The organism is Pseudomonas sp. RG1, from assembly GCF_025910115.1.
In the GTDB taxonomy this organism is placed as follows: Bacteria; Pseudomonadota; Gammaproteobacteria; order Pseudomonadales; family Pseudomonadaceae; genus Aquipseudomonas; species Aquipseudomonas atacamensis.
Map to the genome: position 1 here is coordinate 1 of NZ_JAPCIK010000001.1, position 24,345 is coordinate 24,345.

General features: G+C 61.1%; 22 protein-coding genes. 10 read left to right on the forward strand and 12 right to left on the reverse strand.

The annotated features are described in order from the left end of the window. The first annotated feature begins 108 nt into the window (after window positions 1–108). Window positions 109–1,611 carry an exopolyphosphatase gene (gene ppx, locus OK411_RS00005; RefSeq protein ID WP_101161519.1) on the forward strand — a complete coding sequence of 501 codons (1,503 nt, stop codon included), beginning with the start codon at window positions 109–111 and terminating at the stop codon, window positions 1,609–1,611. A gap of 244 nt (window positions 1,612–1,855) precedes the next feature. On the opposite strand, the gene ppk1 is transcribed toward ppx, so the two are convergent. Both ppk1 and hemB read right to left on the reverse strand, forming a co-directional pair. Further along, the gene (ppk1, locus tag OK411_RS00010; RefSeq protein WP_016772619.1) at window positions 1,856–4,081 is read right to left on the reverse strand and encodes a polyphosphate kinase 1; all 2,226 of its coding nucleotides are present in this window, start codon (window positions 4,079–4,081) and stop codon (window positions 1,856–1,858) included. Between the two features lie 18 nt (window positions 4,082–4,099). After that, the gene (hemB, locus tag OK411_RS00015) at window positions 4,100–5,113 is read right to left on the reverse strand and encodes a porphobilinogen synthase (RefSeq protein ID WP_041476908.1); all 1,014 of its coding nucleotides are present in this window, start codon (window positions 5,111–5,113) and stop codon (window positions 4,100–4,102) included. Between the two features lie 207 nt (window positions 5,114–5,320). Between hemB and OK411_RS00020 the strand changes: the two genes are divergently transcribed. Next, on the forward strand, window positions 5,321–5,980 hold the full coding sequence (locus OK411_RS00020) for a DedA family protein (protein WP_056791681.1): 660 nt from the start codon (window positions 5,321–5,323) through the stop codon (window positions 5,978–5,980). A gap of 167 nt (window positions 5,981–6,147) precedes the next feature. Then, window positions 6,148–6,816 carry an isoprenoid biosynthesis glyoxalase ElbB gene (gene elbB / locus OK411_RS00025; protein ID WP_264364234.1) on the forward strand — a complete coding sequence of 223 codons (669 nt, stop codon included), beginning with the start codon at window positions 6,148–6,150 and terminating at the stop codon, window positions 6,814–6,816. Between the two features lie 128 nt (window positions 6,817–6,944). On the opposite strand, the gene OK411_RS00030 is transcribed toward elbB, so the two are convergent. Further along, on the reverse strand, window positions 6,945–7,400 hold the full coding sequence (locus OK411_RS00030; protein WP_016772615.1) for a YaiI/YqxD family protein: 456 nt from the start codon (window positions 7,398–7,400) through the stop codon (window positions 6,945–6,947). Between the two features lie 102 nt (window positions 7,401–7,502). Then, window positions 7,503–9,401, reverse strand: coding sequence for an FTR1 family protein (locus OK411_RS00035; protein ID WP_123441797.1), 1,899 nt, complete (start codon window positions 9,399–9,401; stop codon window positions 7,503–7,505). A gap of 251 nt (window positions 9,402–9,652) precedes the next feature. Between OK411_RS00035 and OK411_RS00040 the strand changes: the two genes are divergently transcribed. From OK411_RS00040 to OK411_RS00060, 5 genes are all read left to right on the forward strand, one after another. Continuing rightward, window positions 9,653–11,059, forward strand: coding sequence for a COG3014 family protein (locus OK411_RS00040; RefSeq protein WP_264364235.1), 1,407 nt, complete (start codon window positions 9,653–9,655; stop codon window positions 11,057–11,059). Between the two features lie 206 nt (window positions 11,060–11,265). After that, window positions 11,266–12,660 (forward strand): COG3014 family protein, encoded by a 1,395-nt coding sequence (locus OK411_RS00045; protein WP_016772612.1) that lies wholly within the window; start codon window positions 11,266–11,268, stop codon window positions 12,658–12,660. Window positions 12,661–12,676: 16 nt separating this feature from the next. Continuing rightward, a complete protein-coding gene (locus OK411_RS00050) occupies window positions 12,677–13,048 on the forward strand; it encodes a YcfL family protein (RefSeq protein ID WP_016772611.1) in 372 nt (123 codons plus the stop codon). A gap of 36 nt (window positions 13,049–13,084) precedes the next feature. After that, window positions 13,085–13,672, forward strand: coding sequence for a penicillin-binding protein activator LpoB (lpoB, locus tag OK411_RS00055; RefSeq protein ID WP_016772610.1), 588 nt, complete (start codon window positions 13,085–13,087; stop codon window positions 13,670–13,672). Between the two features lie 3 nt (window positions 13,673–13,675). Next, entirely contained in the window at window positions 13,676–14,419 is a 744-nt protein-coding gene (locus tag OK411_RS00060; protein ID WP_110599886.1) for a penicillin-binding protein activator LpoB, read from the forward strand. A 218-nt stretch (window positions 14,420–14,637) separates the two neighbouring features. Here OK411_RS00060 and rhtB read toward each other — a convergent pair whose 3' ends face one another. The 3 genes from rhtB to OK411_RS00075 form a co-directional block, all read right to left on the reverse strand. Beyond that, on the reverse strand, window positions 14,638–15,270 hold the full coding sequence (rhtB, locus tag OK411_RS00065) for a homoserine/homoserine lactone efflux protein (protein WP_016772608.1): 633 nt from the start codon (window positions 15,268–15,270) through the stop codon (window positions 14,638–14,640). 146 nt (window positions 15,271–15,416) lie between these two features. Continuing rightward, on the reverse strand, window positions 15,417–15,998 hold the full coding sequence (locus OK411_RS00070) for a mechanosensitive ion channel family protein (RefSeq protein WP_024014760.1): 582 nt from the start codon (window positions 15,996–15,998) through the stop codon (window positions 15,417–15,419). After that, on the reverse strand, window positions 15,998–17,908 hold the full coding sequence (locus OK411_RS00075; RefSeq protein ID WP_264364236.1) for an ATP-binding cassette domain-containing protein: 1,911 nt from the start codon (window positions 17,906–17,908) through the stop codon (window positions 15,998–16,000). The genes OK411_RS00070 and OK411_RS00075 overlap by 1 nt, the downstream gene beginning before the upstream one ends. 50 nt (window positions 17,909–17,958) lie before the next feature. On the opposite strand from OK411_RS00075, the gene OK411_RS00080 reads away from it, so the two are divergent. Then, complete coding sequence (locus OK411_RS00080; RefSeq protein ID WP_133335744.1) at window positions 17,959–18,420, forward strand: TIGR02444 family protein; 462 nt, start codon at window positions 17,959–17,961, stop codon at window positions 18,418–18,420. Here OK411_RS00080 and OK411_RS00085 read toward each other — a convergent pair. Further along, window positions 18,417–19,610, reverse strand: coding sequence for an AlgP family protein (locus OK411_RS00085; protein WP_136493165.1), 1,194 nt, complete (start codon window positions 19,608–19,610; stop codon window positions 18,417–18,419). The genes OK411_RS00080 and OK411_RS00085 overlap by 4 nt on opposite strands. A 192-nt stretch (window positions 19,611–19,802) precedes the next feature. On the opposite strand from OK411_RS00085, the gene OK411_RS00090 reads away from it, so the two are divergent. Then, complete coding sequence (locus tag OK411_RS00090; RefSeq protein WP_264364237.1) at window positions 19,803–20,468, forward strand: FKBP-type peptidyl-prolyl cis-trans isomerase; 666 nt, start codon at window positions 19,803–19,805, stop codon at window positions 20,466–20,468. A 57-nt stretch (window positions 20,469–20,525) separates the two neighbouring features. On the opposite strand, the gene OK411_RS00095 is transcribed toward OK411_RS00090, so the two are convergent. The 4 genes from OK411_RS00095 to OK411_RS00110 form a co-directional block, all read right to left on the reverse strand. Further along, entirely contained in the window at window positions 20,526–20,984 is a 459-nt protein-coding gene (locus OK411_RS00095; RefSeq protein WP_016772602.1) for an Rsd/AlgQ family anti-sigma factor, read from the reverse strand. A gap of 181 nt (window positions 20,985–21,165) precedes the next feature. Further along, on the reverse strand, window positions 21,166–21,717 hold the full coding sequence (locus tag OK411_RS00100; RefSeq protein ID WP_016772601.1) for a disulfide bond formation protein B: 552 nt from the start codon (window positions 21,715–21,717) through the stop codon (window positions 21,166–21,168). Between the two features lie 216 nt (window positions 21,718–21,933). Further along, the gene (locus OK411_RS00105) at window positions 21,934–23,172 is read right to left on the reverse strand and encodes a heme biosynthesis protein HemY (RefSeq protein ID WP_264364238.1); all 1,239 of its coding nucleotides are present in this window, start codon (window positions 23,170–23,172) and stop codon (window positions 21,934–21,936) included. After that, on the reverse strand, window positions 23,169–24,311 hold the full coding sequence (locus OK411_RS00110) for a uroporphyrinogen-III C-methyltransferase (RefSeq protein ID WP_225914463.1): 1,143 nt from the start codon (window positions 24,309–24,311) through the stop codon (window positions 23,169–23,171). The genes OK411_RS00105 and OK411_RS00110 overlap by 4 nt, the downstream gene beginning before the upstream one ends. Window positions 24,312–24,345: the final 34 nt, after the last annotated feature.

The following is a 24,345-nucleotide window of genomic DNA, read 5'->3' on the forward strand; positions in this document are numbered from 1 at the left end:
CGCGATCCCCAGACTTTCTGCGCTGAATCAACGGTTTGAACCATGCGCGTTGGCGCCAGCGTTTGATCGTGGCACGATGTCGGGGTTATCGACCGAGACCCCCTGACCATGCCGCAATCCCAAGCCAAGAATCTGTCCCTGATCGCCGCAATCGACCTGGGCTCCAACAGCTTTCACATGGTCGTGGCCAAGGCCCAGAACGGCGAAATCCGCATCCTCGAGCGCCTCGGCGAGAAGGTGCAACTGGCCGCCGGCATCGACGACGCGCGCCAGCTCAACGAAGAATCGATGCAGCGCGGCCTCGATTGCCTCAAGCGCTTTGCCCAACTGATCAACGGTATGCCGCTCGGCGCCGTGCGCATCGTCGGCACCAACGCCCTGCGTGAAGCGCGCAACCGCGGCGAATTCATCCGCCGCGCCGAGGAAATTCTCGGCCACACGGTAGAAGTCATCTCCGGCCGTGAAGAAGCGCGCCTGATCTATCTGGGCGTTTCGCACACGCTCGCGGATACCCCGGGCAAACGTTTGGTCGCCGATATCGGCGGCGGCAGTACCGAATTCATCATCGGCCAGCGCTTCGAGCCGTTGCTGCGCGAAAGCCTGCAAATGGGCTGCGTGAGTTTCACCCAGCGCTACTTCAAGGACGGCAAGATCACCCCGGCGCGCTACGCCCAGGCTTACACGGCGGCGCGCCTGGAGATCATGAGCATCGAGCACGCCCTGCATCGCCTGACCTGGGATGAAGCCATCGGCTCCTCCGGTACGATTCGCGCCATCGGCCTGGCCCTGAAGGCTGGCGGCCACGGCAGCGGCGAGGTCAACGCCGAAGGCTTGGCGTGGCTCAAGCGCAAACTGTTCAAGCTCGGCGACGCCGACAAGATCGATTTCGAAGGCATCAAGCCTGACCGCCGCGCGATCTTCCCGGCGGGCCTGGCGATTCTCGAAGCGATCTTCGACGCCCTCGAACTGCAACGCATGGATCATTGTGAAGGCGCGCTGCGTGAAGGCGTGCTCTACGACCTGCTCGGCCGCCATCATCACGAAGACGTGCGCGAACGCACCCTGACCTCGCTGATGGAGCGCTATCACGTCGATCTGGAACAGGCGGCGCGGGTCGAGCGCAAGGCCCTGCACGCGTTCGATCAGGTCGCCGTCGACTGGGAGCTGGATGACGGCATCTGGCGCGAACTGCTCGGCTGGGCGGCGAAAGTCCACGAAGTCGGCCTCGACATCGCTCACTATCACTACCACAAGCACGGGGCTTACCTGATCGAGCACTCCGATCTGGCCGGCTTCTCCCGCGAGGATCAGCAGATGCTCGCGCTATTGGTGCGCGGGCACCGGCGCAATATTCCCAAGGACAAGTTCGCCGAATTCGGCGATGACGGCATCAAGCTGATTCGCCTGTGCGTGCTGCTGCGCTTTGCCATTCTGTTCCATCACATTCGCGGAACCCAGGCGATGCCGCAGGTGGTGCTGCATGCCAATGGCGACCATCTCGATGTGGAATTCCCGGAGAACTGGCTGGATGAAAATCAGCTGACCCAGGCGGATTTCGGGCTTGAGGCGGACTGGTTGACGCGGGTGGGGATTGTTCTCACGGTGCACTGAGTAACTGGCTGGCACAAAAAAGGCGATCCGTTAGGATCGCCTTTTTATTGGGTTTGTTTGAGAGCGGCGGTGTAGCTCCCCCCTCACCCCAGCCCTCTCCCGAGGGAGAGGGAGCCGATTTGTACTAGCGTTGAGGCCAGAGTTCGATCAGGTATTTCAGGTCAGTGTATGACGCGAGACACCTCGGTCAGTCCCCTCTCCCTCTGGGAGAGGGTTAGGGTGAGGGGCTTTTGACTTTCAGCTCTCAGCTGCTCACCGGCAAGATCGGGCTGCCCAACCGCTCCAGCAACGTCGCCTGCGCACTGCGCGGGTTCTGGTTGCCGGTGGGTGTGTTGCGAATGTAGCGGCCGTCCGACTGCAGGCTCCAGCTGTGGGTGTTGTCGGTCAGGTACAGCTCCAGCTCCTTCTTGACGCGGGTCAGCAGCTTCTTGCCTTCCACCGGGAAGCAGGTCTCGACGCGCTTGTCGAGGTTGCGCTCCATCCAGTCGGCGCTGGAGAGGAACATCTGCTCGTCGCCGCCGTTGAGGAAGTAGAACACCCGCGTGTGCTCGAGGAAGCGGCCAATGATCGAGCGCACATGAATGTTGTGCGAGACCCCGGCGATGCCCGGACGCAGGCAGCACATGCCGCGCACCACCAGATCGATGCGCACGCCGGACTGGCTGGCCTTGTACAGCGCGCGGATGATCTTCGGATCGGTCAGCGAGTTGAACTTGGCGATGATGTGCGCCGGTTTGCCTTCGAGGGCGAACTGGGTTTCGCGGGCAATCATGTCGAGCATGCCCTTCTTCAGGGTGAACGGCGCATGCAGCAGCTTTTTCATGCGCAGCGTCTTGCCCATGCCGATCAACTGGCTGAACAGTTTGCCGACGTCCTCGCACAAGGCGTCGTCGGAGGTCAGCAGGCTGTAGTCGGTGTAAAGCTTGGCGTTACCGGCGTGGTAGTTGCCGGTACCGAGATGCGCATAACGGACGATCTCGCCAGCCTCACGGCGCAGGATCAGCATCATCTTGGCGTGGGTCTTGAAGCCGACCACGCCGTAGATCACCACCGCACCGGCCGCTTGCAGACGGCTGGCCAGTTGCAGGTTGGATTCCTCGTCAAAGCGCGCACGCAGCTCGATCACCGCGGTGACTTCCTTGCCGTTACGCGCGGCGTCGACCAGCGCATCGACGATCTCGGAGTTGGCGCCGGAGCGGTAAAGCGTTTGCCGTACGGCCAACACATGCGGGTCTTTCGCGGCCTGACGCAGCAGGTCGACCACCGGGGTGAACGACTCGAACGGGTGCAGCAGGAGGATGTCCTGCTTGCTGACCACACTGAAGATGTTTTCGCTGTTTTGCAGCAGTTTCGGGATCTGCGGGGTGAACGGCGTGTATTGCAGCTCCGGATGGCTGTCCAGACCGGTGATGCTGAACAGGCGCGTCAGGTTGACCGGGCCGTTGACCTGATACAGCTCGGTCTCGCTCAGGTTGAACTGCTTGAGCAGATAGTCCGAGAGGTGTTTCGGGCAAGTGTCGGCGACTTCCAGACGCACCGCGTCACCGTAGCGCCGCGAGAACAACTCGCCACGCAGAGCGCGGGCCAGGTCTTCGACGTCTTCGGAATCGAGCGCCAGGTCGGCATTTCGGGTCAGACGGAACTGGTAGCAGCCTTTTACCTTCATGCCCTGGAACAGGTCATCGGCGTGGGCGTGGATCATCGACGACAGGAACACATAGTTGTCGCCGGCGCCGCCGACTTCTTCCGGCACCTTGATGATCCGAGGCAGCAGACGCGGTGCCGGAATGATCGCCAGACCGGAGTCGCGACCGAAGGCGTCGATACCTTCGAGCTCGACGATGAAGTTCAGACTCTTGTTCACCAGCAGCGGGAACGGGTGCGTCGGGTCGAGGCCGATCGGGGTGATGATCGGCGCGATCTCGTCGCGGAAATAGCGCCGGACCCAGGTCTTGAGCTTGGTCGTCCAGTTGCGCCGACGGATGAAGCGCACCTGATGCTTTTCCAGCTCCGGCAGGAGGATGTCGTTGAGGATCGCGTACTGGCGGTCAACGTGACCGTGAACCAGTTCGCTGATCCGCGCCAGCGCCTGATGCGGCTGCAAGCCGTCAGCGCCGGCCTGTTCGCGGGCAAAAGTGATCTGCTTTTTCAGCCCGGCGACGCGGATCTCGAAGAATTCGTCGAGGTTGCTGGAGAAGATCAGCAGGAACTTCAGTCGCTCCAGCAACGGGTAGGACTCGTCCAGCGCCTGTTCCAGCACGCGGATGTTGAACTGCAATTGCGAAAGCTCGCGGTGGATGTACAGGCTGCTGTCATCCAGGCCGGGAATGGCGATCGCCGGTACCGCCACAGCGGTTTCGGCAACCGGCGCGGGTGGCGCAGGCTCCAGTTCCGGCGGGGTTTCGGTGATTTGCTCGACCACCGGCTGAGCTTCTTTTACGGCAACTTCAGTGAGTCCTTCGGTATTCATGGAATGTTCCTGGGAGGGCTATTTCTGCTCTCGTAACAATTGAGCGGCACGAACGGCAAAGTAAGTCAGGATGCCATCTGCACCGGCACGTTTAAAGGCGGTCAGTGACTCGAGGATCACCGCTTCGCTCAACCAGCCATTCTGGATAGCGGCCATGTGCATGGCGTATTCGCCACTGACCTGATAGACGAAGGTCGGCACCTTGAAGGCATCTTTGACGCGAAAAAGAATGTCCAGGTAGGGCATGCCCGGTTTGACCATGACCATGTCCGCACCTTCGGACAAGTCGGCACCGACTTCGTGCAGCGCTTCGTCACTGTTGGCCGGGTCCATCTGATAAGAAGCCTTGTTGGCCTTGCCCAGATTCGACGCCGAACCCACGGCATCGCGGAAAGGCCCGTAGTAGGCGCTGGCATACTTGGCCGAGTAGGCCATGATGCGCACGTTGACGTGACCGGCAATTTCCAGCGCCTCACGAATCGCCTGGATGCGACCGTCCATCATGTCCGATGGCGCCACCACCTGCGCGCCGGCTTCGGCGTGGGACAGCGCCTGACGCACCAGCGCATCGACAGTGATGTCGTTCTGCACGTAGCCGTCTTCGTCGAGAATGCCGTCCTGACCGTGGGTGGTGAACGGGTCCAGCGCGACGTCAGTGATCACGCCCAGCTCCGGGAAACGCTCGCGCAGGGCGCGAGTGGCGCGCTGGGCGATGCCTTCGGGATTCCAGGCTTCGGCGGCATCGAGGGATTTCAGCTCAGGCGGGGTGACCGGGAACAGCGCCAGCGCCGGAATGCCCAGCTCGACCCATTTCGCCGCTTCTTCAAGCAGCAGATCAATGGTCAGTCGCTCGACGCCCGGCATCGAGGCCACGGCTTCGCGGCGGTTTTCACCGTCGAGCACGAACACCGGCAGAATCAGATCATCGACCGTCAATACGTTTTCACGCACCAGGCGCCGCGAAAAATCATCACGACGATTGCGGCGCAGACGAGTGGCAGGGAACAGACGATTGGCGGGGGTAAAGCTCACGGCAGACTCCTGAGCCCGGGCAAACGGGCGAGCGTGACAGTTATAGACGGCCATTATGACTAACAGATGACAGTTATGTGTGCTCTGTGACAGGTAGCCGCAATCCATTGTCGATGTAGGAAATGTTCACGTCGAGACACATTTGGACACTTTCATGAATGTGCCCGAAGGGTTAGGCTGCGCGTTCATTTCGCCAGCACCCAGACAATGCTCCAACAATTTCTGCACGACTTTGGCTACTTTGCCTTGTTTCTCGGCACGTTCTTCGAAGGCGAAACCATTCTGGTGCTCGCAGGCTTCCTTGCGTTCCGTGGATACATGGACATCAACCTGGTGGTGGTCGTGGCATTCTTCGGCAGTTATGCCGGCGATCAGCTGTGGTACTTCCTGGGCCGCAAGCACGGGCGCAAATTGCTTGCGCGCAAACCGCGCTGGCAGATGATGGGCGACCGTGCGCTGGAGCACATCCGCAAACATCCGGACATCTGGGTCCTGAGCTTCCGCTTCGTTTATGGCCTGCGCACGGTGATGCCGGTGGCGATCGGCCTGTCCGGTTATCCACCGGGACGTTACTTGCTGCTCAATGGCATCGGCGCGGCGATCTGGGCCACCGCGCTGGCTGCGGCGGCTTACCACTTCGGCGCAGTGCTGGAAGGCATGCTCGGCAGCATCAAGAAATACGAGCTGTGGGTGCTCGGCGCCTTGCTTATCCTCGGCCTGGGCCTGTGGCTGCGGCGCCGCTTCAAGAATGCGCAACTGGCGAAGAAAATCTATCAGGACGAGCAACTCGCCAAGGCCGCCGAGGCAGAGCAGTTGCGCCAGGCCGAAGCGACCCCTCCTGCCGGGCCGAAAACGCCAGCCGAATAAGCCATTCGCTGGCGGCTGCCATGCGCAGTCCAGGCAAATAATGAACACCCCGCCGCCGTTGCGATCCATTGAGAGAGCGCTCTGCCCCCGCGTGCGTCGCCCATGCCCCTATGGCCACGCGCGACAATTTAAGGGACATTGAGCGCCATGAATCTGGAGAGAAGCCCATGAGCAAAAAAGTTGCAGTGATCCTGTCCGGCAGTGGCGTGTACGACGGCGCCGAAATCCAGGAAAGTGTCATCACCCTGCTGCGCCTCGACCAGCGCGGCGCGCAGGTGCAGTGCTTCGCGCCAAACATCGCGCAATTGCATGTGATCAACCACCTGACCGGCGAAGAAATGCCGGAATCGCGCAACGTGCTGGTGGAATCGGCGCGGATTGCCCGGGGCAACGTCACGGATATCCGCGACGCCGACGTCGAAGACTTCGATGCGCTGATCGTGCCCGGCGGTTTCGGCGCGGCGAAGAACCTGTCGAACTTCGCCATCGAAGGCGCCGGCTGCACCGTGCAACCCGAAGTGCTGGCCCTGGCCGAAGCATTTGCCGAAGCGGGCAAACCGGTCGGGCTGATCTGCATCTCCCCGGCGCTGGCGGCGAAAATCTATGGCCCGGGCGTGACCTGCACCATCGGCAACGACGCCGACACCGCTGCGGCGATGAACAAGATGGGCGCCACCCACGAAGAGTGCGCCGTCACCGAAATCGTCGAAGACAAGGCGCGCAAACTGGTCACCACCCCGGCGTACATGCTGGCGCAGACCATCAGTGAAGCGGCTTCGGGGATCAACAAACTGGTCGACCGCGTGCTCGAACTGACTCACGAAAACGACGCTTGATCCCTAGCCGTAGATGAAACCAAATGTGGGAGCGAGCTTGCTCGCGAATGCGTTGTATCAGCCAACATCAGGTTGTATGACACACAGATTTCGCGAGCAGGCTCGCTCCCACAGCGATTGTGCAAGACTCAGGGCTTGCGGGTGAGCCGGGTCAGAATCCGGTCCAGCGCATTGGCAAACGCCTGCTTTTCACGCTCGCCAAACGGCGCCGGGCCGCCGCTGATCTGGCCCTGCTCCCTGAGATCGGTGAACAGATTCCGCACTGCCAGACGCTCACCCATGTTCTGCGCATCGAACTCCTTGCCGCGCGGATCCAGCGCCGCCACGCCCTTCTTCACCAGCCGATCGGCCAGCGGAATATCGCTGCAGATCACCAGTTCGCCCGGCACGGCGTGCTCGACCAGATAATCATCCGCCGCATCCGGCCCGCTCGGCACCACGATCAATTTGACGATCGCCAGCCCCGGCTTGATCTGTGGCTGCCCGGCCACCAGCACTACTTCGAACTGGCGCTTTAACGCGAATTTCACCACCAGATCCTTCGCCGCCCGTGGACAGGCGTCGGCATCGATCCATACACGCATGTTCTTGCCTCCAAAAAATTCGCGAGCAGGCTCGCTCCCACAGGATACATACCGAACCTGTGGGAGCGAGCCTGCTCGCGAATATGAGCGCAGCGAATGCCTTTATGCAGCCGAAACCCGACGCTTCTCCGCCACCCAACTGCGCCCATACAGCACAGCAATCGCCACAATCGCCACCACCTGCGCGGTCAGCGAATAGGCATCGGCATGGATCCCCAGCCAGTCGAATTCAAAGAACGCCACTGGCCGTGTGCCGAAGATCCCGGCTTCCTGCAAGGCCTTCACGCCATGCCCGGCAAACACCACCGACAACGCGCACAACAGCGCGGCGTTGATGCTGAAGAACAGCGTCAGCGGCAGTTTCGCCGAGCCGCGCAGGATCACCCAGGCCAGACCGACCAGCAGCACCAGCGCCGTCGCACCGCCGGCCAATACGGCGTTGTGCCCGGCAGGCCCGGCCTGCAGCCACAGAGTTTCGTAGAACAGGATCACTTCAAACAACTCGCGATAGACCGAGAAGAACGCCAGGATCGCAAAACCGAAACGACCACCGCCGCCGACCAGGCTGCTCTTGATGTAATCCTGCCAGGCCGCCGCGTGACGGCGGTCATGCATCCACACGCCGAGCCACAACACCATGACGCTGGCAAACAGCGCGGTGGCGCCTTCCAGCAACTCACGCTGCGAACCGCTGACGTCGATCACATACGCCGCCAGTGCCCAGGTGCCCAGACCCGCCAGCAATGCCAGACCCCAGCCAACGTTGACACTGCGTACTGCCGATTGCTGGCCGGTGTTGCGCAAGAAGGCGAGGATCGCCGCCAGCACCAGAATCGCTTCCAGGCCTTCGCGCAGCAGAATCAGCAGGCCGGAAATGTAGCTCAGCGACCAGCTCAGGCCGTCGCTGCCCAGCAGGCCGGCGGATTCCTTGAGTTTGGCCTTGGCCGCGTCCAGACGCTGTTCGGCCTGTTCGACCGGCAGACCGTCCTGCAGCGACTGCCGGTAAGCCATCAGCGATTTTTCGGTGTCCTTGCGCACGTTGGCATCGACGTTGTCCAGCGAGCTTTCGACCAGCTCGAAGCCTTCCAGATATGCCGCTACCGACAGGTCATAGGCCTGATCATGTTCACCGGCGCGGTAGGCCGCGAGGCTCTTGTCCAGCGTGGCGGCAGTGTAATCAAGCAACTGTGCCGGCCCGCGTTTGACCTGCGGCGGTTGCGCGCGCTGGGCACGAAACGTTGCCGCGACCTCTGCGCCCTCCGCCGCCTGTACTTCGGCCGGGGTCTGCCGGGCCAGGTCGGCGATGTTGTAGACCTTGTCGGACTTGGCGGCCGCCGCATCGGCACTGAAGCCGGCAATGTAGGTGGCCAGATCCCAGCGCTGGCGATCATCGAGCTGATCGGCAAACGCCGGCATGTCGGTGCCTTCGACACCCTGGCCGAGGGTGCTGTAGATCGCGTACAGGCTCAGGTGATCCATGCGCGCAGCGTCGCGCAGGTTGGCTGGCGCGGGAGTCAGACCTAGGCCGGCCGGGCCGTCGCCGGCACCTGTATCACCGTGGCACACCGAGCAGTTCTGCGCATACAACGGCGCACCGCGTGTCGGGTCCGGGGTGATGATCGGCGCCTGGCTGACTTCATAAGCCACCGCCAGTTTGGCCCCCAGCTGTCGGGCCTGACGGGCGACATCAACACCGTCCTGCTTCGCAGTGATGGCGGCGTGCAAAGATTCGACGCCCTGTTCCAGCGCGGCTTTTTCCGGTTTCGCCGGTAATGCAGTGATCAAGCCTTGCAGAACCTGGGTGAATTCCAGCTGCTCGCGGTATTCGCCATCGTCGATGACTTTGCCTGCCGCGACCGTTGGCGGGTAATCGGCACTGATGTAATCGAGCAGGTGCAACGCTTGCGGCGCGCCTTCCACGGTATCGGCCAGCAGCGGCAGGCTGCTCAGGGACAATAACGGGAACAGCAGCCAGGCCAGCAATCGGGACGAGGCAGTCATGAACGAATCTCAAATGGAAATGCGAAGTTACATATTGTTCACTTCGAAGACATTTCTCTCAAGCTCTGTCGGCGTTTCGCTTTGATTGGCAGGAAATACCCGGCAGACGGCATCAGCGTTTGTCGCCGAGTATTGCCGCACTGCCCGCTGCCGATTGAGCCTCGACAGGTTCGATCAAGATCGCAGCCATTTGCCATCATCCACTTTATACTGCCCGCCCCAGAGCATTTGCGCGCAAGGAATCAACCTCAATGCGGAGTCTTCCGTTCGTTTTGCTGCTTTGCGTCGCTGTTCAGTTGAGCGGCTGTGCCGCCTATCGCAACTACGATCTCGAAATGCAGCAGACCACCGAGCAAATGACCCGGGGCAATCTGACCGGGGCTCTGGCACTGGTGGAAATGAACAACCCGTGGGAAGACAAGGATCTGCTGTACTACCTGGAAAAAGGCGCGATCCTCAGCGCTGGCAGTGCCCTGCCCGACAGCCAGGACGCCTGGCGCAATGCCGACCGGATGATCTTCCAGCGCGAGGAAGCCAACCCGTCCGGCGCGATGAAATTACTGGCGCGTTTCGGTGATGAAATGGGCACGATGCTGGTCAACGACAAGCTGCGGCGCTATGAAGGCTACGATTACGAAAAGGTCATGTTGACTACGCAAATGGCCTTGAACCAGCTATCCGTCAATGACTTTGCCGGCGCCCGCGCAGACATCAGGAAAACCCACGAACGCGAAGCGTTGATCGCCCGCCAGCGTGAAAAGCAATACGAAGCGGCCGAGGAACAGGCAAAAGCTCAGGGCAAAATTCTCCATTACAAAGAACTGGAAGGCTACCCGGTCGCCTTGCTTGATGCGCCGCAGGTCGTTGAGCTGAAAAACGGCTACCAAAGTGCGTTCAGCCACTATCTGGCCGGATTCACCTATGAAGCCCTCGGCGAGCGCGCCCTCGCGGCGGCCGGTTATCGTCAGGCGATCGAACTGCGGCCGGACATGCCCTTGCTGCAAAAGGCCCTGAGCAATCTCGACAAACCGCCAGCGAAAGCCGATGAAAGCGATGTGTTGCTGATTATCCAGAGTGGCCTGGCTCCGGCTCGCAGCTCAGTGCAAGTGCCGATCCCGGTTCGTCTGAACGAAACGCTGGTCATCATCGCGCCCATTTCATTCCCGGTGATGGTGCCGGACGCAGTTACGCCCAACTTCAGCCATATCACCGTAGACGGTCGCAAACAGCCGCTGGTGGTGATTAATAGCGTGACCGATATGTCCATGCGCACACTGCGCGACGACATGCCGCAAATCATCTCGCGGGCGATGTTCCGCGCCAACATGGCCGCCATCGGTCAAGCGCAGGAAAACGAGCGCAACCCGGCGAAAACCTCGTTGATCGTCACTCAGCATGATCCGTTCGAAGAAGCCGACACCCGCACATGGCGAGCGTTGCCGGACAAGACGCTGGTCGCCCGCCTGCGCTTGAAGAAAGGCCTGCATACCTTCCGTTTTGCGCCTGCGTCCATCGACCACCCTTTTGAAATGCGCGTCGACCAGGACCGCCAGATTCTGCACCTGCGGGTATTCCGGGATCAGGTCTATACCGTCGGATCAGCCTTTGTACCGAATCAAAAACCCGCGTCGGATAAACCCGCTACTGCGGAGAAGTGATGGCACCACATCTGAAAATGCACCCAAAAAGCTATTACATAGCCATCACCCCACGTTTATAATGCCGCGCCCTCGCCCAGCGAGCCGGCATCAAAAGCTCCTCACCCATGAGGAATTGGCAGGAGGCCAGCGCCGCCGTCGATAGGTCACACCAGCCCGACCAGCACACGCGGCTGCAAGTTTTGTTACTCAGGGAAGAAGTACCCATGGCATTCCGCGCTCCCATGCTGCTCGCGCTCAGCGCTGTCACGCTGTTGTCCGGCTGCGCAGCGTTTCGCAACTACGATTCCGAACTGGCCCAGACCAATCAGCAACTGGCATCCGGCAACGTCGACGCGGCGCTGACCCTGCTGGAAAAGAACAACACCGGCACCGACAAAGACCTGCTCTATTACTTCGAGAAAGGTGAACTGCTGCGCGCCAAGGGCGACCTGTCGGGCAGCCAGAACGCCTGGGGCAGTGCCGATCAGGTGGTCGGTCAGTGGGAAGACGCGGTCAAGCTCGACTCGGCCAAGTACCTGGCACAGTTCGGCAGCTTCATCGTCAACGACAAGGTGCGTCGCTACGAAGGCTATGACTACGAAAAAGTCATGCTGACCACGCAGATGGCCCTGAACCTGTTGGCGGTCAACGATTTCGATGGCGCCCGCACGGCGATCAAAAAGACCCACGAACGCGAAGCGGTGATCGCCGACCTGCGCGACAAGGAATACCTCAAGAGCGAAGAAGAGGCAGAGAAAGAAGGCATCAAGACCCAGTACAAGGATTTGCAGGGTTATCCGGTGGCCAGCCTCGACGCGCCGGAAGTGGTCGGCCTGAAGAACAGCTACCAGAGTGCGTTCAGTCATTACCTGGCCGGTTTCGTTTACGAAGCTTTGGGCGAGAAGGATCTGGCCGCGCCGGGTTATCGCAAGGCTGCCGAACTGCGCCCGAACACGCCGTTGCTCGAGCAGGCGCTGGTCAATCTCGACAAGCCTTCCAAATCCGATGACAGCGACATTCTCATCGTCGTGCAGAGCGGTCTGGCCCCGGCCCGCGACTCGATTCGCGTGCCGCTGCCGCTGCCGATTTCCAACAACGTGGTGATCACTCCGCTGTCGTTCCCGATCATCAAACCGGATACCTCCACCGCGCCTTTCGCGCAGATCGGCGTCGACGGCAAGCAGGTCGACCTGACCGCGCTGAACAGCACCACCGCCATGTCCCGCCGCGCTCTGCGCGATGACATGCCGGGGATCATCGTGCGCACCACCGTGCGCGCAATCACCAAAGGTGTGGCGCAAAAGCAGATCAACGAAACCAACCCGCTGGCCGGTCTCGCCGTGGGTATTTCTTCAGCGGTGCTTGAAGGTGCCGATACCCGTACATGGCGCACCCTGCCGGACAACACCCAAGTGGTGCGTCTGCGCCTGAAAAAAGGTGAGCATCAGGTTACCCTGCCGAGCGCCGTCGGCGGCTCGGTGGTCAAGGTCACTGTCGACCAGCGCTACCAAGTGATCAGCCTGCGTGCCGTGGGCAACCAGGTATTCGCTGGCGGCATCGCTGCTCACGTAATGCCGAGCGCTGCCGCGACCAACGTCGCCAGCCTCAAACAACCTTAAGAACGGAGTCTTTGCAATGCGCTTGAAGATCATCGCCGTCGCCGCCCTCGCCTTGCTGGCAGGCTGCGCCACCCCGCCACCGCCGGAGCCGGGCAGCGCCGCGAGCAAAGTCGTGGCCATGGGCCCGCAGAAACACATCGTCGTCGGCGCCATGCGCGTGGCTCGTGAAAACGGCTTCATGACCGTCAACGTGCAGTTGAGCAACACCCTCAACAGCAACAAGATTTTCTACTACCGCTTCGCCTGGCTCGGCGCCGAAGGTTTCCCGGTTGCCGAAGAAGAAGTGTGGAAAAGCCAGATGATGTACGGCGCCCAGACCAGCTTCATTCAGGCCATCGCCCCGACCCCGAAAGCCGTGGATTTCCGTCTGGAAATCAAGACGCCTTAAGCCCGCCACCCTATTTCTGATTGAGAGAGCTTTCTCATGTTTGCACGCTTTTCCTGCATCGCCGTCATCGCCCTGCTCGCCTCCGGTTGCGCCAATACCTCGCCGACCCTGGGCAGCAAGAACATCAGCTATGGCGACACCAAAGCGGTTGAAACCGTGACCAACGAATTCGGTTCGACCGACCTGCAAATGATCGCCGAGTCGATGACCCGCTCGCTGGCCCAGTCCGGCATTCTGCAGGGCCGTCCAGTGGTTCAGGTCTACGATGTGAAGAACAAGACCAGCGAGTACATCGACACCCGCGAAATCACCACCAGCATCAAGACTCAGTTGATGAAGACCGGTGTTGCGCGCTTCGCCAGCGACAACAATGCGATGCAGAGCCAGGTTGACCAGCTCAAGCTGCAAAACCAGAGCGGCCTGTACAAGAAAAGCACCGTGGCCAAGACCGGCAACATGGTTGCCGCCAAGTACCGCATCGAAGGCTCGATCAGCTCGATCGTCAAGCGCAGCAGCGACTACAAGGACGTCTTCTACAAATTCAGCCTGCAGTTGATCGACGTCGAAAGCGGTCTGGCCGAGTGGATGGACGAAAAAGAGATCCGCAAAACCACGGAGCGTTGATCGATGCGCACATGGATTGGCATGATGGCCCTGGCTTGCGCCTTCAGCGCGCAGGCGGCCCCGAAAGTGGCGGTGACGGATCTGGCGTATCAGGAGCGCGTGGAGCAATACATCCACATCGTTTCGGCGCAGAGCAATCACCGCGAGAGTTACTACAGCGCCAGCGGTTCTTCGAGCTACAACGAGATCGAAGCGACCACCAGCTATATCGAACAGGGCGAGTTGCGCAAATTCACCGGCGACATCAAGGGTGAAATCCTGCGTACCGGCATGTTCCAGCTGGTGCAGGGCACGCCGTATACCGCCTCATCCAAAGGCGACGTGTATGACGTGATCAAACGCATCAAGGCCGGCAACTTCAAAGGCGCCGACTACGTGCTGTTCGGCACCGTGTCCGATATCGACTTCACCCAGGACATCAACGAGCTGGCGCACACCGACAGCTACTCGGCGGTACTGGGCCTGACGCTGGTGGCGGATTTCAGTCTGATCAACACCAAGACCTACGAGATCACCTCGGCCTTCACGGCGATGGGCGAAGCGCAGGACACCAAACTGGTGAACCATCGCGACATCAAGATCTCGCTGAACCGTCCGCGGGTGGTGCGTGAGGTGTCCAAGGCCTTGGGCGAAGACGTGGCCGGGCAGCTGAGCATGCAGCTCGGTGGTGACGGTTATGAACAACCGCGTGAGGCGCCGCAGCGCAACAATCTGCCGCGTGATACGGCACCGGTGATTTTACGCTGAGCCGGATCTGAGGACTTTTGTGGCGAAGGGCTCTGTGGCGAGGGGATTTATCCCCGTTGGGTCGCGAAGCGGCCCTCGCTATTGATTCAAGACGATTGGGACTGCTGCGCAGTCCAACGGGGATAGATCCCCTCGCCACAAAAGCTCGCTTGCCCCGATGTCTCGGTAGAAATGAAAAAAGCGACCTCTTGAGGTCGCCTTTTTTCTGCCCGAGCGTTTTACGCCGCCGCTTTGCGCAATGTCGCCATGAACGCCGCCGCGCCAATGAATAACCCGGCAAAGGTGCGGTTCATGCGTTTCTGCTGCTTGGGCGTGCGCAACAGGCGCAGCACCTTCGACGCCAGTCCGGTGTAACCGGCCATGACAATCAGGTCGACGAACACCATGGTCACGCCGATCACCAGATACTGAATCAGCAGCGGCGCATGGGGATTGATGAACTGCGGCAACACCGCGAGCATGAACACCAACGCCTTGGGGTTGCTGATGTTCACCAGAAAGCCGCGAAACACCAAAGCCAGCGGCTTGCCGATCGGCCGCACTGCGGCGTCATCGCTCATGTCCATGGGCAGCGCGCGCCATTGCTTGATCGCCAGGTAAACCAGATAGGCGACACCGAACCATTTGATCGCATGGAACGCTGTGGCCGAAGCGGTGAGCACAGCGCCAACACCCGCGCCGACAATCGCGATCTGCACCGCCAGACCGATCTGCAGGCCCAGTGCGTTCCAGTAGCCGCGCCAGAATCCGTATTGCAGACCGCTGGACATCGACGCGATGGCGCCCGCGCCCGGGGACAGGCTGATCACCCAGCAGGCGGCAAAAAATGCCAGCCATGTTTGAAGCTCCATCGCACACCTCGGCTGATGCTTGTGACAAGTCGTCAAAACTAATGCTGTTTGGGGCTAAAAGCAAAAGATCGCAGCCTTCGGCAGCTCCTACAGGGATCGTATTCCAAATGTAGGAGCTGCCGAAGACTGCGATCTTGCTGAAAAAGCTACTTCTCAAAACCGCTGGAAGGAAACACATCCGTCCCGCGCCAACGCCGCACCGATCGCTGGAAGAACAGACTGTTCGGCACCTGCACCATGGCGCTGCCGGTGCCGAGTTCTTCGGCCTCGACCAGCGTGGTGTAGAGCAGATTGATTGCGATCACCCGGCCTTTGACGCCAGGCTTGTCGGTGGTGTCGACCAGTTCGACCACGTCGCCGAGGCGGAACGGCCCGACGGTGAAGATGAGAATGGCGCAGAGCAGGTTCGACAGCACGCTCCACATGGCGAAGAACGCCACCGCCGCCACTGCGACAAATCCCGACAGCGCAGTCCACAGCACCGTGGCCGAAACGCCGAGGCGCTCGAGCACGAAGAGCAGCGCGCTGCCCATGATCAGCCAGCGCAACACGCCACGCAGCGGCATCAGCAACTGCGGCGGAAACGGATAGCGCTCACCGAGGCGAGTCAGACCTTTGGCAACGAAACGCTGGGTCAGGTAACCGGCCAGCAGAATCAGCAGAATCTGCGCGGTGAACCAGAGCGGTTCGACCCACACCGCCGCAAAGGGCAGCTTGAAGGCTTCCATCAGGACAACGCCTCCAGCTCCGCCTGCATGCTTTCCAGGGTTTCCAGGGCTTCCATCCAGGCTTCTTCCAGCTCGGCTTCACGCACCTTCAACTTGGCCTGTTCGGCGAGCAGATCACGCAATTCATTCTTGCGCGCCGGCTCGTAGACATCGCTGTCACCCAGGCTGGCATCGACCTTGGCCAGTTTCTCGTGAAGCTTGCCCAGTTCGGCTTCAAGCTTGTCGGCCTCGCGCTTGTGCGGCGCCAGTTGCTGACGCAACGCTGCCGCCGCTTGGCGTTGCGCTTTCTTGTCGGTCTTGTCCGGGTTGACCGGCATATTGCTGACCGGCGCATTGCGCTGACGGTATTCCACCAGCCAACGTGCGTAGTCTTCGAGATCGCCGTCGAACTCTTCGACCTTGCCGTCGGCGACCAGATAGAAGTTGTCGGTGGTGCTCTTGAGCAAGTGCCGATCGTGAGAAACCACCAGCACCGCACCGCTGAATTCCTGCAGGGCCATGGTCAGCGCCAGACGCATTTCCAGGTCGAGGTGGTTGGTCGGTTCGTCGAGCAGCAACAGGTTCGGCCGCTCCCAGGCGATCAGCGCGAGGGCCAGACGGGCCTTCTCGCCACCGGAGAAATTCAGCACCGGCTCATCGATGCGTGCGCCCCGGAAGTCGAAGCCGCCGAGGAAGTCGCGCAGGGTCTGCTCGCGCTCACCCGGCGCCAGACGCTGCAAATGCAGCAATGGGCTGGCCTTGGAATCCAGCGAGTCGAGCTGATGCTGGGCAAAGTAGCCGACCACGGTGTTTTCGCCACGGGTCAGGCGCCCGGCCAGCGGTTCGAGCTCGCCGGCGAGGTTCTTGATCAGCGTCGATTTACCCGCGCCGTTCGGCCCAAGCAGACCGATCCGCGCACCCGGGGTCAGTTGCAGCTTGACCTTCTCGAGGATGGTCTTGTCGCCATAACCCAGGCGCGCATCGGACAGGTCGATCAGCGGACTGGAGATCTTGGTCGACTCGCGGAAGACGAAGTCGAACGGCGAATCGACGTGGGCCGCCGACAATTCTTCCATGCGCTCCAGCGCCTTGATCCGGCTCTGCGCCTGACGGGCCTTGGTCGCTTGCGCCTTGAAGCGGGCGATGTAGCTCTCCATGTGCGCACGCTGCGCCTGCTGCTTCTCGTAGGCTTGTTGCTGCTGGGCCAGACGCTCGGCGCGGGCGCGTTCGAACGCGGTGTAGCCGCCCCGGTAGAGGGTCAGTTTGCGCTGATCGACATGGGCGACGTGATCGACCACTTCGTCGAGGAAATCCCGGTCGTGGGAAATCAGCAACAAGGTGCCCGGATAACTTTTCAGCCACTCTTCGAGCCAGATGATCGCGTCGAGATCCAAGTGGTTGGTCGGTTCATCGAGCAGCAGCAGATCCGACGGGCACATCAGTGCCTGCGCCAGATTCAGACGCATCCGCCAGCCACCGGAGAAATCGCCTACCTGACGGTCCATCTGCTCATTGGTGAACCCAAGACCGGCGAGCAGCTTTCGCGCCCGCGCATCGGCGGTGTAACCGTCGGCGCTGTCGAGTTCGGCGTGCAGGCGCGCCAGTGCGGTGCCGTCATGGGCCTCTTCGGCAGCGGCAAGCTCGCGTTGCACCTCGCGCAGACGCAGGTCGCCATCGAGCACATAATCGACCGCCAGGCGCTCGAGGGTGTCGACCTCCTGGCGCATGTGCGCGATGCGCCAGTCGGCCGGCAGCAGGCAGTCGCCCGAATCCGGGTGCAACTCGCCGCGCAGCAACGCGAACAGGCTGGATTTGCCGGCACCGTTGGCGCCGATAAGGCCGGCTTTGTGGCCGGCGTGCAGGGTCAGCTCGGCGTCTTCTAGCAGACGTTGCGGGCCACGCTGTAAAGTCAGGTTCTGAAGTCGGATCATAATGGCGGCGGAGTCTACCAGCTTCGCTCACAACTGGCGCGAGTAGCACGATGTCCTCTGACCTGTGGAGCTTTGCCCTTGATGTCTACGCCCGGCCGGGCGTGGAAGATGCCTGCCTGCAATTGCAAACGGCGGGCGCCAATGTCTGCCTGCTGCTCTGCGGTTTGTGGCTGGAGCAGCGCGCGGTGGCGTGCGATGAACCGCGCGTACGTCTGCTCAAGGCCTTGACCGCGCCGTGGGATATCGAAGTGGTGCAGCCGCTGCGAACCCTGCGCCTGCAATGGAAAGCCCGGGCCGTCGACGATGCAGTGGTGGCCGGCATGCGCGAGCAGATCAAATCACTGGAGCTTGAAGCTGAGCGCACCTTGCTGTCACGGCTCGAAGGTGTGGCGCAGGAGTGGACGCGCAACGATGCAGGTTCGGTGACCTGGCTTGAGGGCTTGGCCGGCAATGCCGCCAGCCTGAACCGCGACGCGCTGCAAGTGCTGCGCGTCGCGGCAACCGGCACTTAGGAAGCGCTGGTCGGGGTGCTGCTGACGTTCGACGAAGCGGCTGGCGCTGGCGCAGTCGAAGGGGTCGAGTGAGTGGCGGACGACGGTGCCGATGCAGCTGGAGCAGCCGGGGTAGCGGCAGTGGCAGGCTTGGCTGCTGGAGCGGTAGCCGGTTTGGTCGCGGCTGGCTTGGCAGCTGCAGGCTTTTTCACCGCTGGTTTTGCGGCTGGCTTGGCGGCCGGCTTTGCAGCAGCGGTCGCAGGCTTGGCAGCAGCGGGTTTCGCAGCTGGCTTGGCGGCCGGTTTCGCAGCGGTTTTTGCCGCAGGTTTTGCTGCCGATGTTGCGGCTGGTTTGGCAGCCGGTTTTACCGCCACTTTCGCAGCAGGTTTGGCGGCGGCCGGCTTGGCCGCAGTCTTGGCAGCAGGCTTCGCAGCGGCGGTCTTCGCAGCAGGTTTTGCTGCTGGTTTCGCTGCTGCTTTGGCAGCAGGTTTGGCGGCTGCGGTTTTCGCCGGTGCAGCTTTGCTCGCGGCCGGTTTTGCAGCGGCTTTGGCAGGGGTGGCTTTCACTGCTGGCTTGGCTGCAGCAGGTTTGGCTGCGGTGGTTTTAGCCGCCGGTTTTGCCGCGCTCGCCACCGGCTTCTTCGCTGCAGTTTTCGCCGCTGGTTTGGCAGCCGCTTTCACTGGCGCCTTGGCCGCTGGTTTGGCGGCGGTTTTCGCGACAGCAGGTTTCGCCGCAGCGGTCTTCGCCGGGGCTTTGCTTGCAGCAGGTTTGGCAGCGACTTTCTTCGCTGGTGCTGCTGCGGGTTTGGCCGAACGCGACGACAGAACTTTGCCCACTGCTTCCTGCACGCGGCCAACACCCTGGGCCAGTTTCAGGCTTTCCTGGGCATCGCGCTTGAGCTGCAGAATGTAGCTGCGGGTTTCGGACTGACGATCTTTCAAAGCGTCGAGCAAGTCTTCGAGTTCTTTCACGGCAGCCTTGGCCTTGTTCTGTGCCTTGGCTTTGCCGGCGGTGGCGGCGTCCTGCAATTTGGTGCGCGATTTGTGCAGTTTTTCCTGCGCCTTGCCACGCTGTTTTTCCAGCTTGGCGAGCAGTTTTTCAGCATCAGCCAAGGCTTGCGAGCAAGCGTTTTCCAAATGCTCGAGCAGGCTGCCCGACAACTGTTGGAGTAAGTGCAACGGAGTATTTACAGGCTTCTTGGTGGCCGACATGGTTTACCTCCTGGCTGACGTGAGTGCGGCTCATACTAGACCTCTGCTGATACCGCCGCTAGGGCATGTTGACAGTATCTGCACCGTTGCGTTGCACCGAAGCCGAAATGTTGTGCGCGCGGGAAAAAGCAGTTCACCGATGCAGACGTTTGCACTGGCATAATCCCCCGCATCTCAGGTCGGAGAGTACCCATGTCGCGCTACTTTATTTTGTCCCTCTGCGTGTTTTTTTCGACGGCGTATGCCGATGAAAAAAACACGGCGAACGATGCTCATGATCTGGCTTACAGCCTCGGTGCCAGCCTCGGCGAACGGCTGCGCCAAGAGGTGCCGCATTTGCAGATCCAGGCGCTGATCGAAGGTCTGCAACAGGCGTATCAGGGCAAGCCGCTGGCGCTGAGTGAAGCGCGTATCGAACAGATTCTGGCCGACCACGAATCGCGCAATGCCGAGCAGGCATCACGGCAATCGAGCGATGCGGCGATGGAAAACGAGCAACGCTTTCTCAGTGCGGAAAAAGCCAAACCGGGGGTGAAGGAACTGGCCGACGGCATCCTTCTGACTGAACTGGTTCCGGGCACTGGCGCCAAGGCCGGCCCGGACGGCAAAGTGCAGGTGCTGTATGTCGGCAAGCTGCCGGATGGCACCGTGTTCGATCAGAACACCCAGCCGCAATGGTTCAACCTCGACAGCGTGATCGCCGGTTGGCGCACCGCCTTGCAGAACATGCCGGTGGGGGCGAAATGGCGGCTGGTGATTCCATCGGATCAAGCCTATGGCGCCGACGGCGCCGGCGACCTGATCGCGCCGTTCACGCCTCTGGTTTTCGAAGTGGAATTGCGTGGCGCGATGAGCTGATCAGGCATAAAAAAACGGTGCGCTTTCGGGCGCACCGTTTTTCATGAAGGACGTGGATCAGGCCTGAACCGGATCTTCTGCCTTGTGTGCCGTGTGCAGCACTTCGATCAGGCAGTCTTCAAGTTCGAAGCGCTCATGCAGCAAGCCGCCCAATTCCTTGAATTTCTCCGCAACGCATTTGCCTTCGTCGCACAGGTCGTTGAACGCGAGCAGCTTCTCGGTAATGACGTCGATGCGCGGGTAGATGGTCTCGGCGAGTTCCAGGCCGCGCTTGTCGTTGAACGCCTTGGCTTCGCCAGTCAGCTGTTCATAGATTTCGAAGTGCCCCGCCGATACGTAATCGACCAGCACGCCGCAGAATTCCTGCAAAGGCTTGCGGCTCTCGGACAGCGACTCAGGCTGCGCACCGAGCTTGTCGTAGGCGCCGATCAGCTCTTCACGCTCCTGCAACCAGCGGTCGATCAGCAGATGAACCCCACCCCAACGTTCCTGAGCATTCTGACAACTTTCGAGCATGGCGATCTCTCTTCCCTTGTGGGTCATGCTGCTCTACACCCGCGCCCCTGTTCTGATTTGACTGGTGGACGATCGGGCAGAGCGTCATCGAGCAACATAAATCCAATGACACGTGCCGGCCAGATTATGCCCGCACGCCTATGGCTTCAAGGTACGCAGGAGATAAAGTTCATACAAGTGTTTAATCCCTGACCAGCAGGTGGTGCGACGCTTCGTCGCTGACCGGTCGTTGCAGAGCGCTCCAGATCAGACGCAACAACTGATAAACCGCAAGGATCGACACGCCGACAAAAAACAGCAGGCTCCATTCCGGGATGCTCAGATCGAACAGTGTCCAGGAGATGTCCGCACAATCGGCGCCGCCGTTGAACATCCGTTGCAAGGCGCAGATCCACGGCAGGTCGCTGAACAGTGACTCCACGGTTGGCGAGCATTTGACCAGTTGCAGCATCGAGTCACTCTGGATCAACACCTGCCGCCACGCAGCGGTGGTTCCACCCAGACTGGCGCCGAGTGCAAACAGCCAGTACCACCATAAGCCAACGCGCCGAGGGCCATGCACCGCCGCCACGCCGCAGCCGATGCACAGCAATGTGAGGAACAATCGCTGCACCAGGCACAGACTGCAAGGCGTCAGGCCGACCGCGTATTCGAGGTAATAGGAAGCTCCCAGAGCAAAGGCCCCCGCAATGAAAGCCATGAAGAACAAGGAGCGTGAGCAGGCCAACGACATGGCTTTTCCGTAACAGTAGAGACAGACGGTTACGGTAGAGGAAAGCGTGTCAGCCTTTCAAGGCAAGGGCCTGCCGACAGTTCACCGCAGGTGTAGGGAAAACCCGACAGGCTCGATAGGAAACGGTGAAGCGCTCTGTAGGACTTTGTCTCCAAAGCGCGAAGAAGGGGAATTTTCGGTCATCAAAGTTCACGAGGGAGCATCCTCCCCCGCCCTTCAGACCTTTGCCGCAACCGGTAAAGGCGCTGCCAGCAGACGCTCGTCCAGCAGCCCCAGACCTTCCTGGAACAACTGATTGCTGCGGTCGGTATCGCCAAGCTGTGCAAGCAGACGGGCCAACTCCGCACAGGTCTCCGGATTGCGCTGCACGCGCAGACTGCTTTCCAGATAGTCGCGAGCCTTGCCCCACAGACTGGTTTGCAGACACAAGCGTCCAAGGGTCAGCAGCAGACTCGGATCGGCCGGGTGCTCCTTGAGCCAGCCTTCGGCAATCTGCAACTGACGCGCAGGATCACTGCCACGAACCAGACCATAAAGCCGCGCCAGATGGCTGTCGTACTTGCGCTTGAGCGCTGTGCGCAGCACTTCTTCGGCCTCGACCTGAGCGCCCAACTGGCGCAGTTGCTCGGCATAGGCCAGCACCAAAGGTGCTTCCTGACGCTGCGCCGAAGTCAGCTGTTCCCACGCCCGCTTGAGCGATTGCAGACCCACCGTACCGTCTTCTTCGCGATGCGCTGCCAAGGACAGGTTCTCACCCCAGGCGCGGCGCTCGAGTTCGGCCAGTTCGGCCGGCGGCAGGACCTTGTCCTTACGCAGCTCCGGCAGCAGACGAATCACCGCCGGCCATTCGCCACGCTGCTGATGCAGACGTTGCAATTGACGCAATGTCTGCGCGCTGCGCGGATGCCGTTCATGCATTGCCTGCAAGGTCACCAGCGCACCGTCGGTGTCGCCACGATCGGTTTGCAGTTGCGCGTGACTGAGGGCGATCGCCAATTCGGCTTGCGGCTGACGCTCCAGCGCGCGTTCGAGCAAACGATCACTTTCTTCGTACTGACCTTGCTCGTTCGCCGCACGGGCGGCGCCGAGGTAATACAGCAGTGGCTGACGCTCGGCTTCCGCTGCGCGGGTCAAGTGCCGTTGCGCACTGGCCCAGCGCCCTTCAGCCAGATCCAGCTGCCCGTGCTCGATTGCCACTTGCACGCGGCGGCTGCGATTGCGTCGCGACCACGGATTGACCACGCCGGTGGAGGTCATCACCAGCTCGACCAGTACCTTGATACCCCAGAACAGCAACCACAGCACCGCGATCACCGCCAGGGTCGCCCACAGGCTCGACTCGTAACGGAAGCTCTTGTACGCCACCAGCACGTAACCGGAATGCTCGGCAATCGCCAGGCCCAGCGCTGCCGTCGCGGCGATGACCAGAGACACGATTACATAGAGGCGCTTCATGGGGTCGCCTCCTGCGCAGCATTGGCGGCAGGCTTGGCGAACGGTTTCACCGATTCCTCGGCATTGACGTTACGTCGCTCCAGATATCCCTGCACCGCACTCAAGGTGCCGGCCAGATCCGGCGTCTTGACGGTGACCGGTTCCTTGCTCAGCTCGGCGACCTGTTCCAGCATGACTTTGCTTTGCGGATTGTCCGGGTTGAAATTGCCTTTGAGCACATCGCGTGCCTCGGCCAGCGCCTGGGTGTACACCGCCGCCTGACCGTTGAGCGCGGCCCACTGCGCCTGCTCCAGCGCCAGGCTCAGGGCCAGGCGCACCTGGCTCAGGCTCTGTCCGGCCAGCAGCGGTTTGACGTTCTTGTCAGCGTTGAAATCGATGCGGATATAGCGCGAAACCTTGTCCCACCACTGCGCCCAGCGACTGGCGCCATCGCCATCGTTGGTCAGGCCCAGCAGCGACTCGCCGCGATCCTTGTACTCCGGCGCAAGCTCCGTGAGGTCGATAACCTGATCGCGCAGCGCGCCAAGGCGCAGGAACAGCCCGGTGCGATCCGGCTGTTCGGTGCTGCGCAAGGCGACCAGGGTTTTCGCCACTTGCTCGCGCGCGGCGAAGGAACCCGGATCGTTCTGTTCACGGAGAATTTCATCGGCGCCCTGCACCAATGCCTGGGCGCTGCTGATGTCCTGCAACGCTGAAAGGCGCAGGCTGGCCAGACGCAGCAAGTGTTCGGCCTCGGCCAGACGCCAGTCCTTGCGGCTGGCGCCGAGGACGGTTTCCAGACGTTGATTCAGGCGCTGTTGATCGCCCTGCAGTTGCGTGACCAGACGCTGGCGCTCGGCGAGCTCGTCAGCACCGGGCAACTGCGCCAGGCGCTCGGTCAGACGCTGTTCGTTGAGCTTCAGACTCTGCGCCTGATCGTTCAAAGCCTGCACCTGACTCGACTGTTGCTGCGTGTTGTTCTGCAGGTGGCGCACCTGCCAGACACCCCAACCACCGATGGCGACACCGGCGGCGCCGAGCAGCAGGGCGACAATTGCCAGTCCATTGCCTCGGCGCGGCTCTTGGGCCGGTGGTGGAGTTTCAACCTGGGCATCGAGCGCAGGCTGGACGTCATCTTTTGGCAAGGCTGTTTCGCTCACGTATCCATCCTTTGCATTAGAAAACGGCATGGGA